This is a genomic window from Streptomyces sp. SD31 (genome assembly GCF_052068475.1).
In the GTDB taxonomy this organism is placed as follows: domain Bacteria; phylum Actinomycetota; class Actinomycetes; order Streptomycetales; family Streptomycetaceae; genus Streptomyces.
The window spans coordinates 1-21,096 of record NZ_JBQHCX010000036.1; the positions used below are offsets into that span (position 1 = coordinate 1).

General features: G+C 72.7%; 2 protein-coding genes. Both read right to left on the minus strand.

From position 1 onward, the window contains the following. Window positions 1-18,767 (minus strand): SDR family NAD(P)-dependent oxidoreductase (locus tag ACTMVF_RS42205; RefSeq protein ID WP_441276400.1); only part of this gene is annotated, 18,767 nt, incomplete at its 3' end. A 25-nt stretch (window positions 18,768-18,792) separates the two neighbouring features. Further along, the coding region (locus ACTMVF_RS42210; protein WP_441276401.1) for a beta-ketoacyl reductase at window positions 18,793-21,096 on the minus strand (2,304 nt) is incomplete at its 5' end.

Below are 21,096 nucleotides of genomic sequence, written 5' to 3' on the forward strand. Positions count from 1 at the left end.
AGCTCCGTCACACCGTGCCGCTCGACCAGGTGCCGGGCAATGATCCGGCCGAGGCCACCGGTACCGCCCGTGATGAGAACGGGGCTCTCCCAGACGGCCGCCTCCTGGGCGACCTGCGCCCGGGCCAGGCGGGCCGCGAGTACCTTGCCGTCGCGGACGGCGAGTTGAGGCTCGTCGATGGCAAGGGCCGCAGCGATCAGGTCGGCGTCGGTCGCGGTACGAACCTCGTCGTCGGCCGCGCCCACCATGTCGATCAGGCCGAAGCTGCCGGGGTGCTCGGACTGCGCCGACCGCACCAGGCCCCATACGGCCGCACCGACGAGGTCGCCGCCGACCGTGACGTCACGGGTGACGACGACGAGCCTGCCGGGCCGTTCTGCGGCGATCCAGTCCTGCAGGGCGGCGAGGACGCGCGCGGTGGCGGTGTGCGCCGCCCCCACCACGTCACCGTCACCGTCTCCGTCTCCGTCTCCGTCACCGTCTCCGACGACGGGCAGGAGTACGACTCCGGCCTCGGTGTCGCCCGGGGACGCCACCGTCTCGAAGCCGAGTCCGAACGGGTCGTCGCCGAGGACCGCCACGGTGCCGGCCGGCACCGCGTCCTCGGTGCCGACGGGCACCCAGTCGACTCCGAAGAGCGCGTCGCGGCTGATGTTCTGGGCGCCGAGCCGGTCGGCGGCGACCGGGCGGACGACGAGGGAGTCGATCGAGGCGACCGGCGTGCCGGTGGGGTCGGCGAGCGCAAGGGTGCGGGTCGTGCCGGACGCGTCCCGGGTCATCCTGAGGCGCAGCCGCGATGCCCCGGTGGCGTGCAGGCTGACGCCCGCCCAGCTGAACGGCAGCCCGGCCTCGGCCGTCTCGTCCAGCAGCGCGGCGTGCAGAGCCGCGTCGAGCAGCGCCGGGTGCAGCCCGTAGCCGCCCGGGGCCGCGTCGTCGGGCAGGGCGAGCTCGGCGTAGACCTCCTCGCCCAGACGCCATGCCGCCCGCAGCCCCTGGAAGGTCGGCCCGTAGGCGAAGCCCGCGTCGGCGAAGCGGTCGTAGCAGTCCTCATGGTCCATCGCGACGGCGCCGGCCGGCGGCCACACGGTGGAGTCGAAGTCGGCCGGGGGCCGCTCGCCCGTCGCGAGCACACCGGAGGCGTGCTGGGTCCACGGCTCCTCGACGTGTGCCTCCGGCCGGGCATGCACGGTGAAGGTACGGCGCCCCGCCACGTCCTCGGCGGCCACCCGCAGCCGGACCTGCACACCGCCACGGTCCGGCAGGGCCAGCGGCGTCACGAGGGTCAGTTCGTCGACGCGGCCGCAGCCGACCTCGTCACCGGCGCGCAGCGCGAGCTCGACCAGCACGGCCGCCGGCACCAGACGGTGACCCATGATCTCGTGCTCGGAGAGCCACGGGTGCGTGCTCGTCGAGAGCCTGCTGGTGAAGACGACGCCTTCGTCCTCGGCCAGTTCGACGGCCGCGCCCAGCAGCGGGTGCTCCATGCCGACCAGGCCCAGGCCGGTGGCGTCGCGCTTCGGGCTCGCCGGGGCGGGCCAGTAGCGCTGGCGTTGGAAGGCGTAGGTGGGGAGGTCGACGCGGGTGCCGCCCGGGTAGAAGGACGTCCAGTCGACGTGGGTGCCGTGGACGTGCAGGGTGGCGAGGGCGGTCAGGGCCGCGGTCGGCTCCGGCTTGTCCTTGCGCAGGACCGGGATGCTCACTGCTTCAGGTGCGTCCTGGGCGACCATCGCGGACAGGACGCCGTCCGGGCCGATCTCCAGGAAAGTCACATCGCCCAGAGACCGGACGTTGTCGTGGAAGCGGACCGCGTCCCGGACATGGTTCACCCAGTACTCGGGGTCGGTCACATCGCCGGAGGTCGTGAAGGGAATCTGCGGGGCGTGGAAGGTGACGCCGTCCAGCATCTCCCGGAAGTCGTCCAGCATCGGGGCCATCAGCGGCGAGTGGAAGGCATGCGACACCCTCAACTGCTTCGACTTCCACCGCCCGGCGATCTCCAGCACCTCGGCCTCGTCACCGGCGATGACCACCGATGCCGGGCCGTTCACGGCAGCGATCGACACCTTCTCCGTCAGGTGCGGCAGCACCTCGGCCTCGGTCGCCTGGACCGCCACCATCGCACCGCCGACAGGCAGTTCCTGCATCAGGCTAGAGCGCGCCGTGACGAGGAGGCACGCGTCCTCCAGGCTCAGCACACCCGCGACATGCGCCGCCGCTATCTCACCGATGGAGTGACCGGCGAGATGGTCGGGCTGCACACCCCATGACTCCACCAACCGGTACAGAGCCACCTGAAGCGCGAACAGAGCAGGCTGCGTATAACCGGTCTGGTTCAGCAGCTCCTCGTCCCCACCCCACATCACGTCCCGCAGGGCCGGGTCGAGATGGACGAGTACGGCGTCGAAGGCCTCGGCGAACACCGGGAACCGGTCGTACAACTCCCGCCCCATCCCCAGCCGTTGCGAACCCTGCCCCGAGAACAGGAACGCAAGCGGCTTACGGACAGCCACGCCCCGGGCGAGTTCGACTCCGTCGAGGATCACGGCACGGTGGTCGAAGGTCGTACGCGTGGTGAGCAACGAGTGCCCGATGTCCACCGGGTCACCGTCGATCTCCTTGACCCGTTCGACCTGCTCCCGCAGCGCCGCCTCGGACTTCGCGGACACCAGCCACGGCGCGAATTGGCCGCGTGGTCCTTCCGCAACCGGCGCCTCCACGAGCGGCTGCTCAAGAATCACATGCGCGTTGGTGCCGCTGACACCGAACGACGACACCGCCGCGCGACGCGGCCGGTCGACCGACGGCCACTCGGTGGCACTGTCGAGCAGCTCGACCGCGCCCCCCTCCCAGTCGACCTGGGACGACGGCTGGTCCACGTGCAACGTCCGGGGCAGAACCCCGTGCTCCAGCGCCTTGACCATCTTGATGATGCCCGCGGCGCCCGCGGCCGCCTGGGTGTGGCCGATGTTGGACTTCACCGACCCCAGGTAGAGCGGTACGTCGCGGTCCTGGCCGTAGGTCGCCATCAGGGCTTGGGCCTCGATGGGGTCGCCCAGTGTCGTTCCTGTGCCGTGGGCCTCGACGGCGTCGACGTCCGCGGTGGACAGACCGGCGCTCGCGAGAGCCTGCCGGATCACCCGCTGCTGCGACGGACCGTTCGGCGCCGTAAGGCCGTTGGACGCACCGTCCTGGTTCACCGCCGAGCCCCGCACCACCGCCAGAATCCGGTGACCGTTGCGCACCGCGTCCGACTGGCGCTCCAGCACCAGCAGACCGACGCCCTCGGCCCAGCCCACACCGTCCGCGCCGTCGCCGAACGCCTTGCAGCGGCCGTCCGCGGACAGGCCGCGCTGGCGGGAGAAACCGATGAACGCTCCCGGCGAGGCAAGGACCGTGACACCGCCGGCGAGGGCGAGGGTGCACTCCCCCTGCCGCAGCGACTGCGCCGCCAGGTGCAGCGCCACCAGCGACGACGAGCACGCGGTGTCGACCGTGACCGCCGGGCCCTCGAAGCCGAACGTGTAGGACACCCGGCCCGAGACCACGCTCGGTGAGCCGCCGGTGCCCTGGTAGCCCTCGGCGTCGCCGTCGAGCATCAGGGAGTAGTCGTTGTACATGACGCCCGCGAAGACGCCGGTCCGGCTGCCCTTCAGCGAGGTCGGGTCGATGCCCGCCCGCTCCAGCGACTCCCAGGTCGCCTCCAGCAGCAGGCGCTGCTGCGCGTCGGTGCCGAGGGCCTCTCGCGGGGACATGCCGAAGAACTCGGGGTCGAACTGGTCGGCGTCGTGCAGGAAGCCGCCAAAGCGGGTGTACGACGTGCCGACGTGGTCGGGGTCGGGGTGGTAGAGGGCGTCGAGGTCCCAGCCGCGGTTCTCCGGGAAGCCGGTGATCGCGTCGGTGCCGTCCAGCACCAGGTCCCACAGCTCCTCGGGGTTCGTGACCCCGCCCGGGTAGCGGCAGGCCATGCCGACGATCACGACCGGGTCGTCCGCCTGGGCCGTCGCCGCCACCGGCATCGCTACGGCCGGTGCGTCCGTATCGAACAGCTCGTCCTTGAGGTGGGCGGCCAGTACGGCGGTGGTCGGGTAGTCGAAGGTCAGCGTCGCGGGCAGCCGCAGTCCGGTGACCGCGCCGAGCCGGTTGCGCAGCTCGACCGCCATGAGGGAGTCGAACCCGAGGCTCTGGAACGCCTTCGCCGGGTCGACGCCGTCGGCGCCCGCATGCCCCAGTACGGCGGCGACTTCGCCGCGCACCAGGTTCACGAGCTCGTCGAGGCGGGCGGTGTCCGTCAGTGCGCCGAGTCGCCGGGTGAGGCTCGACGCCGTCTCGGAGCCGGCGATCGCACGCTGGGTGCGGGTGCGGATCAGGCCGCGCAGCAGCGGGCGGATCTCGCCGTGGCCGCGCAGGGCCGGGAGGTCGAGCCTGAGCGGCAGGAGGGCGGCTTCGCCGGAGGCGATCGCCGTGTCGAAGAGCGCGAGGCCCTGTTCGGGGCTGAGCGGCGGGGTGCCGGCTCGTGCCATGCGTTCCGCGTCGGCGTCCGACAGCATGCCCGTACCGCTCCACGCGCCCCAGGCGAGCGAGACAGCCGGCAGGCCGCTGGCCTTGCGGTGGGCGGCCAGGGCGTCCAGGAAGGCGTTGCCCGCGGCGTAGTTGGCCTGCCCTGCGGCGCCGAAGGTGCCGGCGGCGCTGGAGAAGATGACGAACGCGCCGATGTCCTGGGCGAGTTCGTGCAGATGCCAGGCCGCGTCGATCTTCGGCCGCAGTACGGCCTCCAGCCGCTCCGGCGTCAGTGACTCCACCACACCGTCGTCCAGCACACCGGCCGCATGCACCACCGAACGCACGGGGTACCGCTCCAGCAGATCCGCCACCGCCGCACGATCCGCCACATCACAAGCCACGACCGACACCCTCGCCCCGGCCGCCTCCAGCTCACTCACGTCCGCCGCCTCACCCCGGCGGCTCACCAACACCAACTCGTCCACACCATGCGCCTCGACCAGATGACGCGCGATCACCCGACCCAGACCACCCGTACCGCCCGTCACCAGCACCGGCCCTTCGAGCCGCACCGGCTCAGAGGTGACCTCGGCCGACGCGCGGGCAAGGCGTGCCGCGAAGGCCGCGCCGCCCCGGATCCTGAGCTGAGGCTCCTCGCCGGTCAGCGCGCCCGCGGGGACGTCGCCGTCGGTGTCGACCAGCACGAACCGGCCCGGATGCTCCGACTGCGCCGACCGCACCAGACCCCACACCGCCGACGCCGCGACATCACCCTCACGCGTCACGAAGACAAGGCGCTCGGCACGGTCGTCCGCGATCCACCGCTGCACCAGGGCGAGCGCGCGGGCCGCCTCGGCGTGGGCGGAGCCGACGATGTCCGCGCCTCCGGTGATCTGCACGATCTCGGCGTGCCCGTCGGCGGCGTCCGGCAGTGCGACCGGCACCCAGTCGAGACGGAACAGGGAGTCACGGCCCGCCCGGCCGATCTGCTCGGCGGACACCGCACGCGTCACCAGCGCACCGATCGTGGCCACCGGTGCGCCGGTGGAGTCGGCGACGGCGATGCGCCAGGCGGAGCCGGTACGGGTCAGCCGGACCCGCAGCGACGAGGCACCGGTGGCGTGCAGCGACACGTTCTCCCACGAGAAGGGCAGACCGGCCTCGCTGCCCTCGAAGAACCCTCCGGCGTGCAGCGTCGCGTCGAGCAGCCCCGGGTGCACGCCGAACGCCGAGGCGTCCACGTCCTCCGGAAGCGCGACCTCGGCGAACACCTCGTCACCGCGCCGCCACGCCGTCTGCAGCCCCTGAAACACCGTGCCGTAGTCGAACCCGGCCTCGGCGAAACGTTCGTAGGCCCCGGCGATGTCCAGGGGTTCGGCGGCCGGCGGCCACGCGGTGGCGTCGAAGTCGTCCGTGTGCGTGCCGGCCGCGAGGAAGCCGTCGGCGTGCCGCGTCCACGGAGCGTCCTCGCCGTCGGGCCGCGAGAAGACCTCCACGGTGCGCCGCCCCGACTCGTCCGCCGTACCGACGGACACCTGCAACCGCACCGCGCCCCGCTCCGGCAGCACCAGCGGTGCGGCGAGGGTCAGTTCGTCGACGCGGTCGCAGCCGACCTCGTCCCCGGCGCGCAGCGCGAGCTCCAGGAATGCGGTACCGGGCAGCAGCACCTGCCCGAAGACGCTGTGGTCGGCGAGCCACGGGTGCGTACTCAGCGAGATCCTGCTGGTGAACAGGTGCCCGTCCGAGCCGGCGACATCAACCGCCGCACCGAGCAGCGGGTGCTCCACGGCGGTGATGCCGACCGCGCCCACGTCACCCTTGCGGCGTGCGGTGGCCGGCCAGAAGACCTGGTGTTCGAAGGCGTAGGTGGGGAGGTCGACGCGGGTGCCGCCCGGGTAGAAGGACGTCCAGTCGACGGGGGTGCCGTGGACGTGCAGCCGCGCGAGGGCGGTGAGTACGGCGTCCTCCTCCGGCTTGTCCTTGCGCAGGACCGGGATCGCCACCGCGTCAGCCGCGTCCTGGGCGACCATCGCGGACAGCACTCCGTCCGGGCCGATCTCCAGGAAGGTCACATCGCCGAGGGCCTGGATGTTGTCGTGGAAGCGGACCGCCTCGCGGACATGCCGCACCCAGTACTCGGCGTCGGTCACATCGCCGGATGCCACGAAGGAGATCTGCGGCTCACGGAACTCGATCTCGCCGATCGCCTCGCAGAAGTCCTCCAGCATCGGGGCCATCAGCGGGGAGTGGAAGGCGTGGGACACACGCAGCCGCTTGGACTTCCAACGCGACGCGATCTCCAGCACTTCAGCCTCGTCACCCGCGATGACCACGGACGCCGGGCCGTTCACGGCAGCGATGGAAACCTTGTCGGTCAGGTGCGGCAGCACCTCCTCCTCGGAGGCCACCACCGAGACCATCGCACCACCGGCGGGCAGCTCCTGCATCAGGCTGGAGCGGGCCGTGACGAGGAGGCACGCGTCCTCCAGGCTCAACACACCCGCGACATGCGCCGCCGCTATCTCACCGATGGAGTGACCGGCCAGGTGATCGGGCCTCACGCCCCACGACTCCACCAACCGATACAGCGCCACCTGCAACGCGAACAACGCAGGCTGCGTGTAACCGGTCTGGTTCAGCAGCCCCTCGTCCCCACCCCACATCACCTCACGCAGAGCCGGGTCCAGATGGACCAGTACGCCATCCAGAGCGCTCGCGAAGACCGGGAAGCGGCCGTACAACTCCCGCCCCATACCCAGCCGTTGCGACCCCTGACCCGAAAACAAGAACGCAAGAGGCTTACGGCCAGCCACGCCCCGGGCAAGCTCGACACCGTCCAGCAGCACCGCACGGTGGTCGAACAACGTACGCGTCGTCAGCAGCGAGAACCCGACGTCCACCGGATCCCCGTCGAGCTCCTTGATGCGTTCGATCTGGCCCGACAGCGCCGCCTCGGACTTGGCGGACACCAGCCACGGCACGCCACCGACGGGCTCCGTGTCCGGGGCGGCCAGCGTCTCCCCGACCGGCTGCTCAAGAATCACATGTGCGTTGGTGCCGCTGACGCCGAACGACGACACCGCCGCGCGACGCGGCCGGTCAGCTGAAGGCCACTCGACAGGACCGCCCAGCAGCTCCACCGCCCCCGACTCCCAGTCCACCTGGGGCGACGGTTCCTCCACATGCAGCGTCCGCGGAAGCACCCCGTGCTCCAGCGCCTTGACCATCTTGATGATGCCCGCGACACCCGCGGCGGCCTGGGTGTGGCCGATGTTCGACTTCACCGAGCCCAAGTACAGGGGCACATCGCGGTTCTGGCCGTACGTAGCGAGCAGTGCCTGCGCCTCGATCGGGTCGCCGAGCGACGTACCCGTACCGTGCGCCTCCACCGCGTCGACGTCGGACGTGGACAGCCCGGCCGATGCGAGCGCCTGCCGGATGACGCGCTGCTGCGACGGACCGTTCGGCGCCGTCAGACCATTCGACGCACCGTCCTGGTTCACCGCCGAGCCCCGCACCACCGCCAGAATCCGGTGACCGTTGCGCACCGCGTCCGACTGACGCTCCAGCACCAGCAGACCGACGCCCTCACCCCAGCCCGTGCCGTCCGCGCCGGCGCCGAACGCCTTGCAGCGGCCGTCGGCGGACAGGCCGCGCTGGCGGGAGAACTCGACGTAGGTGGTGGGGGTGGACATCACGGTGACGCCGCCGGCGAGGGCGAGGGTGCACTCCCCCTGCCGCAGGGCCTGTGCCGCGAGGTGGAGCGCCACCAGCGACGACGAGCACGCGGTGTCGACCGTGACCGCCGGGCCCTCGAAGCCGAACGTGTAGGACACCCGGCCGGAGGCGACGCTGCCGGCGCTGCCCTGGCCCTGGTGGCCCTCGAAGTCGTCGCCGTCCAGGAGTGAGGCGTAGTCGTTGTACATCACGCCGGCGAACACGCCGGTCGCGCTGCCGCGCAGGGACGTCGGGTCGATGCCGGTGCGTTCCAGCGCCTCCCAGGTCGTCTCCAGGAGCAGGCGCTGCTGTGAGTCGGTGGCGAGGGCCTCTCGCGGGGACATGCCGAAGAACTCGGGGTCGAACTCGCCCGCCTGGTGCAGGAATCCGCCGGAGACGGAGTACGTCGTGCCGAGGTGGTCGGGGTCGGGGTGGTAGAGGGCGTCGCGGTCCCAGCCCCGGTTGGCCGGGAACTCGGTGATGGCGTCGACGCCGTCGGCGACGAGCCGCCACAGGTCCTCGGGCGAGTTCGCTCCGCCGGGGTAGCGGCAGGCCATGCCGACGATGACGATCGGGTCGTCGGTCGTCGACAGCGGCGCGGGGAGCAGCCCGGCGGTGTCCCGGTCGGCGCCGAACAGCTCGTCCGCGAGGTGGGCGGCCAGCAGGGCGGCGGTCGGGTAGTCGAAGGTCAGCGTCGCGGGCAGCCGCAGTCCGGTGACCGCGCCGAGGCGGTTGCGCAGTTCGACCGCGGTGAGGGAGTCGAAACCGAGGCTCTGGAAGGCGCGTTCGGGGTCGACGGTGCCGGCGCCCGCGTGGCCGAGTACGGCGGCCACCTCGGTACGCACCAGTTCCAGCAGCGACTCCAGGCGGGCTTGCTCGGGGAGTGCGTCGAGCCGTCGTACGAGGGAGGCGGCGGTGGCCGAGGCGGCGGTCCGCTTGGTGCGGGTCCGGACGAGTCCGCGCAGGACGTCGGGGATCTCGCCGCGCGCACGCAGGGCTGCGGTGTCGAGGCGCAGCGGCAGCACGAGCGCGTCGCCGGTGGCGAGGGCGGCGTCGAACAGCTGGATGCCCTGGTCAGGGGTGATCGGCGGCATGCCGGACCTGTTCAGCCGCTCGGCGTCGGCTCCGTCGACCATGCCGGTCTGGTCCCAGGCGCCCCACGCCAGGGACAGGCCCGGGAGGCCGAGAGCGCGGCGGTGGGCGGCGAGGGCGTCGAGGAACGTGTTGCCCGCGGCGTAGTTGGCCTGTCCGGCCGTTCCGAAGACGCCGGACGCCGAGGAGTAGAGGACGAACGCGCTGAGGTCCTGGGCGAGTTCGTGCAGAAGCCAGGCCGCGTCGATCTTCGGCCGCAGTACGGCCTCCAGCCGCTCCGGCGTCAGTGACTCCACCACACCGTCGTCCAGCACACCGGCCGCATGCACCACCGAACGCACCGAATACCGCTCCAGCAGATCCGCCACCGCCGCACGATCCGCCACATCACAAGCCACGACCGACACACTCGCCCCGGCCGCCTCCAGCTCACTCACGTCCGCCGCCTCACCCCGGCGGCTCACCAACACCAACTCATCCACACCATGCGCCTCGACCAGATGACGCGCGACCACCCGACCCAGACCACCCGTACCGCCCGTCACCAGCACCGGTCCTTCGAGCCGCACCGGCTCGGCGGGGGCTGTGAGGCGGACGACGCGCGGGACGCTCACCACGCCGTCACGGATCCGGAGTTGCGGCTCGGCGCCGCTGAGTACGCCCGCGGGCAGGTCGCCGTCAGCATCGGCGTCGGCGTGGGTGTCGGTGTCGGTGTCGGTGTCGACCAGCACGAACCGGCCCGGATGCTCCGACTGCGCCGACCGCACCAGACCCCACACCGCCGACGCCGCCAGATCACCCTCACGCGTCACGAGGACAAGGCGCTCGGCACGGTCCTCCGCGATCCACCGCTGCACCAGGGCGAGCGCGCGAGCGGCGAGCTCATGGGCCGACGCGACGACGTCGCCGTCGCTCACCAGGTACTCGACCACGGCGTCGGCGTCGGGGGCTTCGGGCAGCGCGATCGGGGTCCAGTCCAGGCCGAACAGCGAGTCGGTGGTGGCGGCGAGCTGCTGTGCCGAGACGGCATGGGTGAGCAGGGAGTCGACGGAGGCGACGGGTGCTCCGGCCGTGTCGGCGAGCGCGAGGGACAGGGTGTTGTCCCCGCTGGTCGTGAGGCGCACCCGCAGCGCGGTCGCGCCCTCCGCGTGCAGCGAGACGCCCTCCCACGAGAACGGTACGGCTCCCTCGGTGCGCTGCCGCGCGAAGGCCACCGCGTGCAGGGCGGCGTCGAGCAGCGCCGGGTGGATGCCGAAGGTGCCGGGCTCCACGCCGTCGGGCAGCGCGACCTCCGCGAACACCTCGTCACCGCGCCGCCAGACAGCACGCAGGCCCTGGAAGACCGGGCCGTACTCGAAGCCACGGTCCGCGAAGGCGTCGTAGCAGCCCTCGATGTCGACCCGTTCGGCATCGGCCGGCGGCCAGACGACGGCGTCGAAGTCCGTTGTCTCCGCCGTCGGGGCGAGGAAGCCGGTCGCGTGCTCGGTCCACGGCTGGTCGGCCGCGTTCTCGGGCCGGGTGTGCACGGCGACGGGCCGGCGTCCGGCGGTGTCGGCGATGCCGACGCGCAGTTGGAGCTGGGTCGCGCCCTCGACGACGAGCGGCACGGACAGGGTCAGTTCCTCGACCCGGCCGCAGCCGATCTCGTCCCCGGCACGCAGCGCGAGTTCGACGAGCGCGGCGCCGGGCAGGAGGGTGCGGCCGTGCAGCGTGTGGTCGGCGAGCCAGCGGTGGGTGCGGGGCGACAGCCGCGAGGTGAACAGGAACCCTTCCGCTCCGGCGAGTTCGACAGCCGCGCCGAGGAGGGGGTGGCCGACGGAGTCGAGGCCGGCGGACCGCACGTCCGATGTGCTCGACGCCTCGGGCCAGAAGCGCCGGCGTTGGAAGGCGTAGGTGGGCAGGTCGACGCGGGTGCCGCCCGGGTAGAAGGACGTCCAGTCGACGGGGGTGCCGTGGACGTGCAGCCGCGCGAGGGCGGTGAGTACGGCGTCCTCCTCCGGCTTGTCCTTGCGCAGGACCGGGATCGCCACCGCGTCAGCCGCGTCCTGGGCGACCATCGCGGACAGCACTCCGTCCGGGCCGATCTCCAGGAAGGTCACATCGCCGAGGGCCTGGATGTTGTCGTGGAAGCGGACCGCCTCGCGGACATGCCGCACCCAGTACTCGGGGTCGGTCACATCGCCGGACGTCGCGAAGGGGATCTGCGGCTCACGGAACTCGATCTCGCCGATCGCCTCGCGGAAGTCCTCCAGCATCGGGGCCATCAGCGGGGAGTGGAAGGCGTGGGACACACGCAGCCGCTTGGACTTCCAACGCCCGGCGATCCCCAGCACCTCAGCCTCGTCACCCGCGATGACCACGGACGCCGGGCCGTTCACGGCAGCGATGGAAACCTTCTCGGTCAGGTGCGGCAGCACCTCCTCCTCGGAGGCCACCACCGAGACCATCGCACCACCAGCAGGCAGCTCCTGCATCAGACTGGAGCGCGCCGTGACGAGGAGGCACGCATCCTCCAGGCTCAACACACCCGCGACATGCGCCGCCGCGATCTCACCGATGGAGTGACCGGCCAGATGATCGGGCCTCACACCCCACGACTCCACCAACCGGTACAGAGCCACCTGAAGCGCGAACAGAGCAGGCTGCGTATAACCGGTCTGGTTCAGCAGCCCCTCGTCCCCACCCCACATCACCTCACGCAGAGCCGGGTCCAGATGGACGAGTACGGCGTCGAAGGCCTCGGCGAACACCGGGAACCGGTCGTACAACTCCCGCCCCATACCCAGCCGTTGCGAACCCTGCCCCGAGAACAGCAACGCAAGCGGCTTACGGCCAGCCACGCCCCGGGCAAGCTCGACACCGTCCAGCAGCACCGCACGGTGGTCGAACAACGTACGCGTCGTCAGCAGCGAGAACCCGACGTCCACCGGATCCCCGTCGAGCTCCCGGACCCGCTCGACCTGCCCGCGCAGCGCCTCCTCGGACTTCGCGGAGACGATCCACGGCGTCCTGGCAGGGGTGGTGTCCGTGGTCGCCGGTTCGGTGGCGGCGGGGCCCTGTTCGAGGATGACGTGCGCGTTGGTGCCGCTGACGCCGAAGGACGAGACACCGGCCCGGCGGGGGCGGTCGGCGGTCGGCCACGCGGTCCGCTCGACCGCGAGTTCCACCGCTCCGGCGGACCAGTCGATGTGCGACGAGGGCTGGTCGACGTGCAGGGTCTGCGGCAGTGCGCCGTGCTGCATCGCCAGGACCATCTTGATGACACCGGCGACGCCGGCGGCGGCCTGGGTGTGGCCGATGTTGGACTTCACGGAGCCGAGCAGGAGGGGCTGTTCGCGGTCCTGGCCGTAGGTGGCCAGCAGTGCCTGCGCCTCGATCGGGTCGCCCAGTGTCGTACCGGTGCCGTGTGCCTCGACCGCGTCCACGTCGGAGGTGGACAGTCCGGCCGATGCGAGCGCCTGCCGGATGACGCGCTGCTGCGAGGGACCGTTCGGCGCGGTCAGACCATTCGACGCACCGTCCTGGTTGACCGCCGAGCCCCGCACCACCGCCAGGATCCGGTGGCCGTTGCGGACGGCGTCCGACTGACGCTCCAGGACCAGCAGGCCGACGCCCTCACCCCATCCCGTGCCGTCCGCGCCGTCGGCGAAGGACTTGCAGTGTCCGTCGGCCGCGAGGCCGCGTTGGCGGGAGAAGGCCACGAAGGAGCCGGGGGTGGACATCACCGTCACACCGCCCGCGAGGGCGAGGTCGCACTCGCCGCCCCGCAGCGCCTGCGCGGCCAGGTGGAGGGCTACCAGGGAGGACGAGCAGGCGGTGTCGACGGTGACCGCGGGGCCCTCCAGGCCGAAGGTGTAGGCGACGCGGCCGGAGAGCACGCTCTGCGCGGTGCCGGTGCCCTGGTAGCCCTCGAAGGCCTCGTCGCCGACGAGCGTGCTGTAGTCGTTGGTCATGACGCCGGCGAAGACGCCGGTGCGCGAACCGCTCAGCGAGGTCGGTGCCACGCCCGCCCGTTCGAACGCCTCCCACGCCGTCTCCAGGAGGAGGCGGTGCTGGGCATCGGTGGCCAGGGCCTCGCGGGGCGACATGTCGAAGAAGTCGGGGTCGAACAGGTCGGCGTCGTGCAGGAAGCCGCCCCGCATGACATGGGTGGTGCCGGGGTGGTCGGGGTCCGGGTGGTGGAGGGACTCCAGGTCCCAGCCCCGGTTGTCCGGGAAGCCGGTGACGCCGTCGCGGCCCTCGATCACCAGCTGCCACAGGTCCTCGGGGGAGGCGACGTCGCCGGGGTAGCGGCAGGCCATGCCGACGATGACGATCGGGTCGTCGGTCGTCGACTGCGGCGCGGGCAGCTCCCCGGCGGTGTCCTGGTCGTCGCCGAACAGTTCGTCGCTCAGGTAGGCGGCCAGCGCGGCCGGGTTCGGGTAGTCGAAGATCAGCGTGGCGGGCAGGCGGATGCCGGTCGACGCGGTGAGGCGGTTGCGCAGTTCGACGGCGGTGAGCGAGTCGAAGCCGAGGCCCTGGAACGTTCGGGTGTGGTCGACGTCGTCGGCGCCGCCGTGGCCGAGCACTGTGGCGACGTCGGCGCGGACCACGTCCAGCAGCGCCGTCAGGCGCTCGTCGCGAGTGGCCCGGGCCAGGGACTGGGCGAGTCCGGTGGCGGCCGCGGCCCCCACGGCGGCGGCGCGGCGGCGCGGCGTCTTGATCAGGCCGCGCAGCAGCGGGGGCGTCTCCGGGAGGCGGCGGAGGGTGGGCAGGTCGAGGCGGAGGGGCAGCAGGACGGGCTCGGCGGCGGCCACGGCTCCGTCGAAGAGGGCGAGGCCCTGCGTCACGGTGAGCGGCGGCATGCCGGAGCGCTCGACGCGCTGCAGGTCGGCGTCGGACATGGCGCTCGTCATGCCGACCGACTGCTCCCAGGCGCCCCACGCCAGTGCCACGGCGGGCAGGCCCTGGGACCTGCGGTGGCGGGCGAGGGCATCCAGGTAGGCGTTGGCGGCGGCGTAGTTGGCCTGGCCGGCGCCGCCGAAGGTGCCGGCCGCGGAGGAGAACAGGACGAACGCCGAGACGTCACCGGCCAGTTCGTGCAGGTGCCGTGCGGCGTCGGCCTTGGCCCGCAGGACGGTGCCGACGCGCTCCGGGGTCAGCGACTCGACGACGCCGTCGTCCAGGACGGCCGCCGTGTGCACCACGGCGCCCACGGGGTGCCGTTCGAGGAGGGCGGCCAGCGCGGCCCGGTCGGACACGTCGCAGGCCTCGATCTCGACGTGCGCGCCGAACTCGGTCAGTTCGGCGGTCAGCTGCTGCGCGCCGTCGGCGTCGGGACCGCGTCGGCTGACCAGCAGCAGGTCGCGGACGCCGTGCCGTTCGACCAGGTGCCGGGCCAGGACCGCGCCGAGGCCGCCGGTGCCGCCGGTGATCAGCACGCGGCCGTTCCAGGTGAGGGTCTCCAGGGGCAGTGCCACGCGGGCCAGCCGTGCGGCACGCACCTCGCCGTCGCGGACGGCCAGGCTGGGTTCGCCCGTGGCCAGGGCCGCGGACAGCAGGTCGGGGGCGTCGACGTCCGCCGTGTCGGCGTCCACACTGTCGACGTCCACCAGCGCGAACCGGCCGGGGTGTTCCGACTGGGCCGAGCCGACCAGGCCGCGTACGGCCGCCGCGGCGAGGTCGTCTCCCTCGATCGCGCCACGGGTGACGAACACGAGCCGTCCCGGCCGGTCCTGGCGCAGCCAGTCCTGGACGAGCCGCAGGGCGCGGGAGACCGCCGTGTGCACGTCCGCACCGCCGGCGAACGGCACGAGCACGTCGTCGACATCCGCGTCCGCGGCTACGGCGTCCAGGTCGTCGTACACGGGTCCCAGACCGGGGTCCACCACGTTCTGGCCGAGGCCGAGCGCGTCCGGCCCGAGGACCGCGACGCTCCGTCCCACGCTCTGCGTCGTCGGCTCGACGGGGGTCCACTCGACCTGGAACAGCGAGTCGCGCTCGACGCCGGCGGCGGTCGGCGTGCCCTGCTCGTCGGCCGGGACGGGCCGGGTCTGCAGCGCCTCCACGGACGCCACCGGCGCGCCCGCCGGATCGGCGACGGCGATCTCCATCGAGCCGTCGGCGCCACGCGCCAGCCGCACCCGTACCGTCGAGGCGCCGGAGGCGTGCAGGGTCACGCCCTGCCAGGAGAACGGCAGTCCGCCCCGGCTGATGGAGCCGAGGTCACCGAACCCGGCGGCGTGCATGCCCGCGTCGAGCAGCGCGGGGTGCAGTCCGTACGAGGTGGCGTCCGCGTCCTCGGGCAGCGTGACCTCGGCGAAGACGACGCCGTCACCGCCTCGCCACACCGCGCGCAGGCCGCGGAAGACGGGCCCGTAGTCGAAGCCCAGCTCGGTGAAGCGGTCGTAGGAGCCCTCGATGTCAACGGGTTCGGCGCCGGCGGGTGGCCACTGCGCGGCGTCGAACGTGACCGTGGGGGCCCCGGGCCCCAGCACACCGCTCGCGTGCTGGAGCCACGGGGAATCGATGTCTCCCTCGGGGCGGGAGAAGACCGCGACGGATCGCTGGCCGGTCTCGTCGGGGGCTCCGACGGAGACCTGCACCTGTACGGCGCCCTGCTCGGGCAGCACGAGGGGCGCGGCCAGCGTGAGTTCGTCGACGCGCTCGCAGCCGACCTCGTCGGCGGCGCGTACGGCGAGTTCGAGGAACGCGGTGCCCGCGAACAGCACGCGTCCGCCGACGACGTGGTCGGCGAGCCACGGGTGGGTGTGCAGGGAGAGCCGGGAGGTGAACAGGAACCCGGCGGAGTCGGCGAGTTCGACCGCCGCGCCGAGCAGCGGGTGCTCCACGGTGCCCAAGCCGGCGGCGCGGACGTCACCGGTCGGGGCGGCGGGCCGCGGCCAGTAGCGCTCGTGCTGGAACGGGTACGTAGGCAGGTCCACGCGGCGGGCGCCGGTGCCCTCGAAGAGCGGCGCCCAGTCGACGGTCACGCCGCTCACGTGCAGCCGCGCCAGCCCTGTGACCAGCGCGGACTCCTCCTCGCGGTCCTTGCGCAGCACCGGGACGGCGACCGCGTCGGGGGCGGTCTCGGCGACCATCGCGGACAGCACGCCGTCCGGGCCCAGTTCGAGGAAGGCGGTCACGCCCTGGTCGTGCAGGCGGCGTACATTGTCGTGGAACCGCACGGCTTCGCGGACGTGCCGAACCCAGTACTCGGGGTCGGTCACGTCTCCCGTGGCGGTCACGGGAATCGAGGGGTCGTTGAAGGACAGGCCGCCGATGACGGTGCGGAAGTCCTCCAGCATCGGTTCCATCAGGGGCGAGTGGAAGGCGTGGCTGACCTGCAGCCGCTTGGTCTTGCGGTCACCGAGCCGGGCGACGACCTCCGCGACCTGCGTCTCGTCGCCCGCGACCACCACGGCGGACGGGCCGTTGACCGCGGCGATCGAGACACGGTCGGTGAGATGCGGCAGCACCTCCGCCTCGCTCGCCTGGACCGCCACCATCGCGCCGCCCGCGGGCAGCGCCTGCATCAGCCGGGCCCGCTCCGACACCAGGGTGCAGGCGTCCTCCAGCGACAGCACCCCGGCCACGTGCGCGGCCGCGATCTCGCCGATGGAATGGCCCGCCAGCTGGTCCGGGGTGATCCCCCACGACTCCACCAGCCGGTAGAGGGCCACCTGGAGCGCGAACAGCGCGGGCTGGGTGTGACGGGTCTGGTTCAGCAGCTCCGCGTCAACACCCCACATCACCTCGCGCAACTGCGGATCCAGGCGGGCGAGTACGTCGTCCAGCGCGCTCGCGAAGACCGGGAAGCGGTCGTACAACTCCCGCCCCATACCGAGCCGTTGCGACCCCTGCCCCGAGAAGAGCACGGCGAGACCGGTCTCGGCGCCGGCGACGCCGGTGGCGAGTTCGGTGCCGTCGGGGAGCAGTACGGCGCGGTGTTCGAGGGCGGCGCGGGCGGTGGCGAGGGTGTGGCCGACGTCGATCGGGGAGAGGGTGGCGGCCGCGGTCGTGAGCCGGGCTCGCTGTGACTGAAGGGCGGTGGCCGAGCGAGCGGAGACGGTCCACGGGACGACGCCGGGGGTGACGGTGGCTTCCTCGGCGGTGTCGGGCTGTGCCGGGGCCTGCTCGATGATGACGTGGGCGTTGGTGCCGCTGACGCCGAACGCGGACACTCCCGCGCGGGAGGGCCGGTCGGCTGCGGGCCAGGGCCGCGCGGAGGTCAGCAGCTCGACCTTGCCGGAGTCCCAGTCGACGTTGCTCGACGGGGTGCCGACGTGGAGGGTCCGGGGCAGCAGTCCGTGCTGGAGGGCCATGACCATCTTGATGACGCCGGCGACACCGGCCGCGCCCTGCGGATGGCCGATGTTGGACTTGATGGAGCCCAGCAGCACCGGGTTCTCGCGGCCCTGGCCGTACGTGGCGAGTACCGCGCCCGCCTCGATGGGGTCGCCGAGCGTGGTGCCGGTGCCGTGCGCCTCGACTGCGTCCACGTCGGCGGCGGACAGACCGGCGTTGGCCAGCGCTTTGCGGATCACGCGCTGCTGCGACGGCCCGTTCGGCGCCGTAAGACCGTTCGACGCGCCGTCCTGGTTGACGGCCGAGCCGCGCACCACGGCCAGGATGTTGTCCCCCGCGCGCCGCGCGTCGGAGAGGCGCTTGAGCACCAGCACGCCGACGCCTTCGGCCCAGCCGGTGCCGTCGGCGTCGTCGGAGAACGCCTTGCAGCGGCCGTTGCCGGCGAGACCGCCCTGGGAGGTGAACGCGGCGAACCCGGCGGGCGTCGTCATGACCGCGACGCCACCGGCGAGCGCCAGGTCACACTCGCCGCCGCGCAGCGCCTGGGCCGCGAGGTGCAGCGCGACCAGGGACGAGGAGCAGGCGGTGTCGACGGTGACGGCCGGGCCCTCCAGGCCGAGCAGGTAGGAGATACGGCCCGACAGCACGCTCGCGGCGAACGCGGTGGTGGCGTAGAGACCGACGTCCTCGGCGGAGCGGGCGAGCAGGTCGGCGTAGTCCTGGGAGGTGGTGCCCAGGAACACGCCGGTCTGGGTGCCCCGCAGCGAGGAGGCGTCGATGCCCGCCCGCTCCAGCGCCTCCCAGGAGGTCTCCAGGAGGAGACGCTGCTGCGGGTCCATGACGACGGCCTCGCGCGGCGAGATCCCGAACAGTCCGGCGTCGAAGCCCGCCACGTCGTCCAGGAAGCCGCCCTCGGCGGTGGCGCTCGCCAGCGCCGCCGTGTCCCAGCCGCGGTCGGCCGGGAACGGGCCTATGACGTCGCGCCCCTCGGCCACCACCTGCCACAGGTCCTCCGGCGAGGCCACCCCGCCGGGGTACCGGCAGCCGATGCCGACGATCGCGATGGGCTCCACCGCCGCCGCGATCAGCTGCTGGTTCTGCTTGCGCAGCCGGTCGACCTCCTTCAGTGACGACCGAAGTGCCTCGACGTACTGGTTGGCAGAGGAGGTCATCGCGCTTCCTTCTGGGGGTCGGCCGTCAGTTCCCGGAGTTCTCGATCGCCAGGCGCAGCAGTGCTTCGCCGTCGAGGTCGTCGATCGAGTCCGCCTCGGGATCAAGCACAACAGAATCAGTGCTCGTGATTTCCCCACTGTCTTGTGCAAGTTGGAGCACGAGATCCAGCAGGCCGGCCTTGCGCAGTCGGCTGATCGGGATCGAGGCGAGGGTCTCGCGGATGTGCGCCTCGGGATCGTCCGCCCGCTGCTCGCCCGTCTCGCCCAGCAGCTCGGTACGGATGAACTGCGCCAGGGCCGCCGGGGTCGGGTGGTCGAAGACCAGGGTCGCGGGCAGCGCCACCCCGGTGGCCGCCTTCAGCCGGTTGCGCAGGTCGACGGCCATCACCGAGTCGAAGCCGACGTCGCGGAAGGCACGGTTCGCCGAGAACGCGTCGGCCTCGTCGTAGCCGAGCGTCGCTGCGGCCTCGGCGCGGACCAGGTCGAGCAGGACCCGGCCGCGCTCGGACTCGGGCAGCGCGGCCAGCCGCTCCTTGAACCCGGAGTCGGACGGCTGCGCCTCGGCCTCGGCCAGCCTGCGCACGTCCGGGATGCCGTCGAGCAGCGGGCTGGGCCGCTGTGCCGTGAAGCTGGGCGCGAACTTCTCCCAGTCGGTGTTGGTGACGGTGAGCTGCGTCCGGCCGTCGGCGACCGCCTGCCGCAGCGCCGTGATCGCGAGCTCCGGCGCCATGGTGTGCAGGCCGCGGCGGCGCAGTTGCTCCGCGCCCTCGGCGTTCTCGGCGGCCATGCCGCTGTCCGCCCAGGCACCCCACGCGACGGACGTGGCCGCGAGGCCCAGACCGTGGCGGTGGTGCGCGAGGCCGTCCAGGTAGGCGTTGGCCGCCGCGTAGGCGGGCTGTGCCCCGCTGCCCCAGCTCGCCGCGCCGGACGAGAAGAGGATGAACGCCTCGATCTCCGGGTTGTCCGCGGTGAGTTCGTGCAGGTTCCACGCGGACGTCGTCTTGGCCCGCAGCAGCCGGTCGAGCTGGTCGATGCCGAGCGCGTCGGTCGGAGCGTTGCCCTCGACGACACCGGCCGCGTGCACGACCGCCGTCAGCGGGTGCTCGGCCGGGATCTGCTCCAGCAGCGCCGCCAGCGCCGCCCGGTCGGAGGCGTCGCAGGCCGCGAGCGTGACCCGGGCGCCGAGCGCTTCGAGTTCGGCCCGCAGCTCCTGCCCGCCGGGCGCCGCGGCCCCGCGACGGCTGGTGAGGACGACGTGCTCGGCGCCGGCGTCGGCGACCCAGCGGGCGACATGACCGCCGAGCGCGCCGGTGCCACCGGTGATGAGCACCGTGCCGCGCGGCTGCCACTCCTCGCCCCGCTGCCCACGCGGCGCGGGCACCAGCCGCCGGCCGTGAACGCCGGAGGCGCGCACGGCGAGCTGATCCTCTCCACCCCCGTTGCTGAGCGCGGCGACCAGGCCCTCGGCGATACGGTCGTCGATCTCCTCGGGAAGGTCGACCAGGCCGCCCCACCGGTGCGGCAGGTCCAGGGCCGCGACCCGGCCGAGTCCCCACAGCGCCGTCTGGGCGGGGCTGGTGACCGTGTCGTCGGCGCCGGTCGTGACCGCTCCCCGGGTCACGGCCCACAGCGGCGCCGTGATCCCGGCGTCGCCGAGCGCCTGCACGAGCAGCACCGACAGCGCCAGACCCGTCGACGTGGCGTCGAACCCGGGGTACGGCCGGTCGGCCGTACCGAGCAGGGACAGCACTCCGGCGGGCTCAAGACCGGCCAACCGGGCGGCGAGGGTTGCCCGGTCGGTGTCCGGTGCGACATCGATGCGTACGACGTCGGCGCCGAGCGGCGCGAGCACGGACTCGGTCCATGCCTTGTCGGCCTGGTCCGCCCCGTCGATGCCGGCCGGAACGAGAGCGAGCCAGGTCCCCGTGATACCGGCGACGGGGACACCGCGCAGCCGCTCCCAGGAATCCTGGTACCGCCACGAGTCCACGGTGGACTGGGCCTTCTGCCGCCCACGCCATGCGGACAGCGCGGGCGCCACGGCCGCCGCCGCGTCCGGGTCCACATCGAGCGCGGAAGCGAGGTCACCGCTGTCGACGAGGGTCCAGAACTCGGCGTCGACCGGGTCGGCCGCGCCCGAGCTGACGGCCGCCTTGGGCCAGTAGCGCTGGCGGTCGAAGGCGTAGGTGGGGAGGTCGATGCGGCGGGCTCCGGTGCCTTCGTAGAACACCCGCCAGTCGACCTCGACGCCTGCGGCCCACGCCTCACCGAGGGAGAGAGCGAACCTGGACGGGCCACCCTGGTCCCGGCGCAGGGAACCGACCGCCAC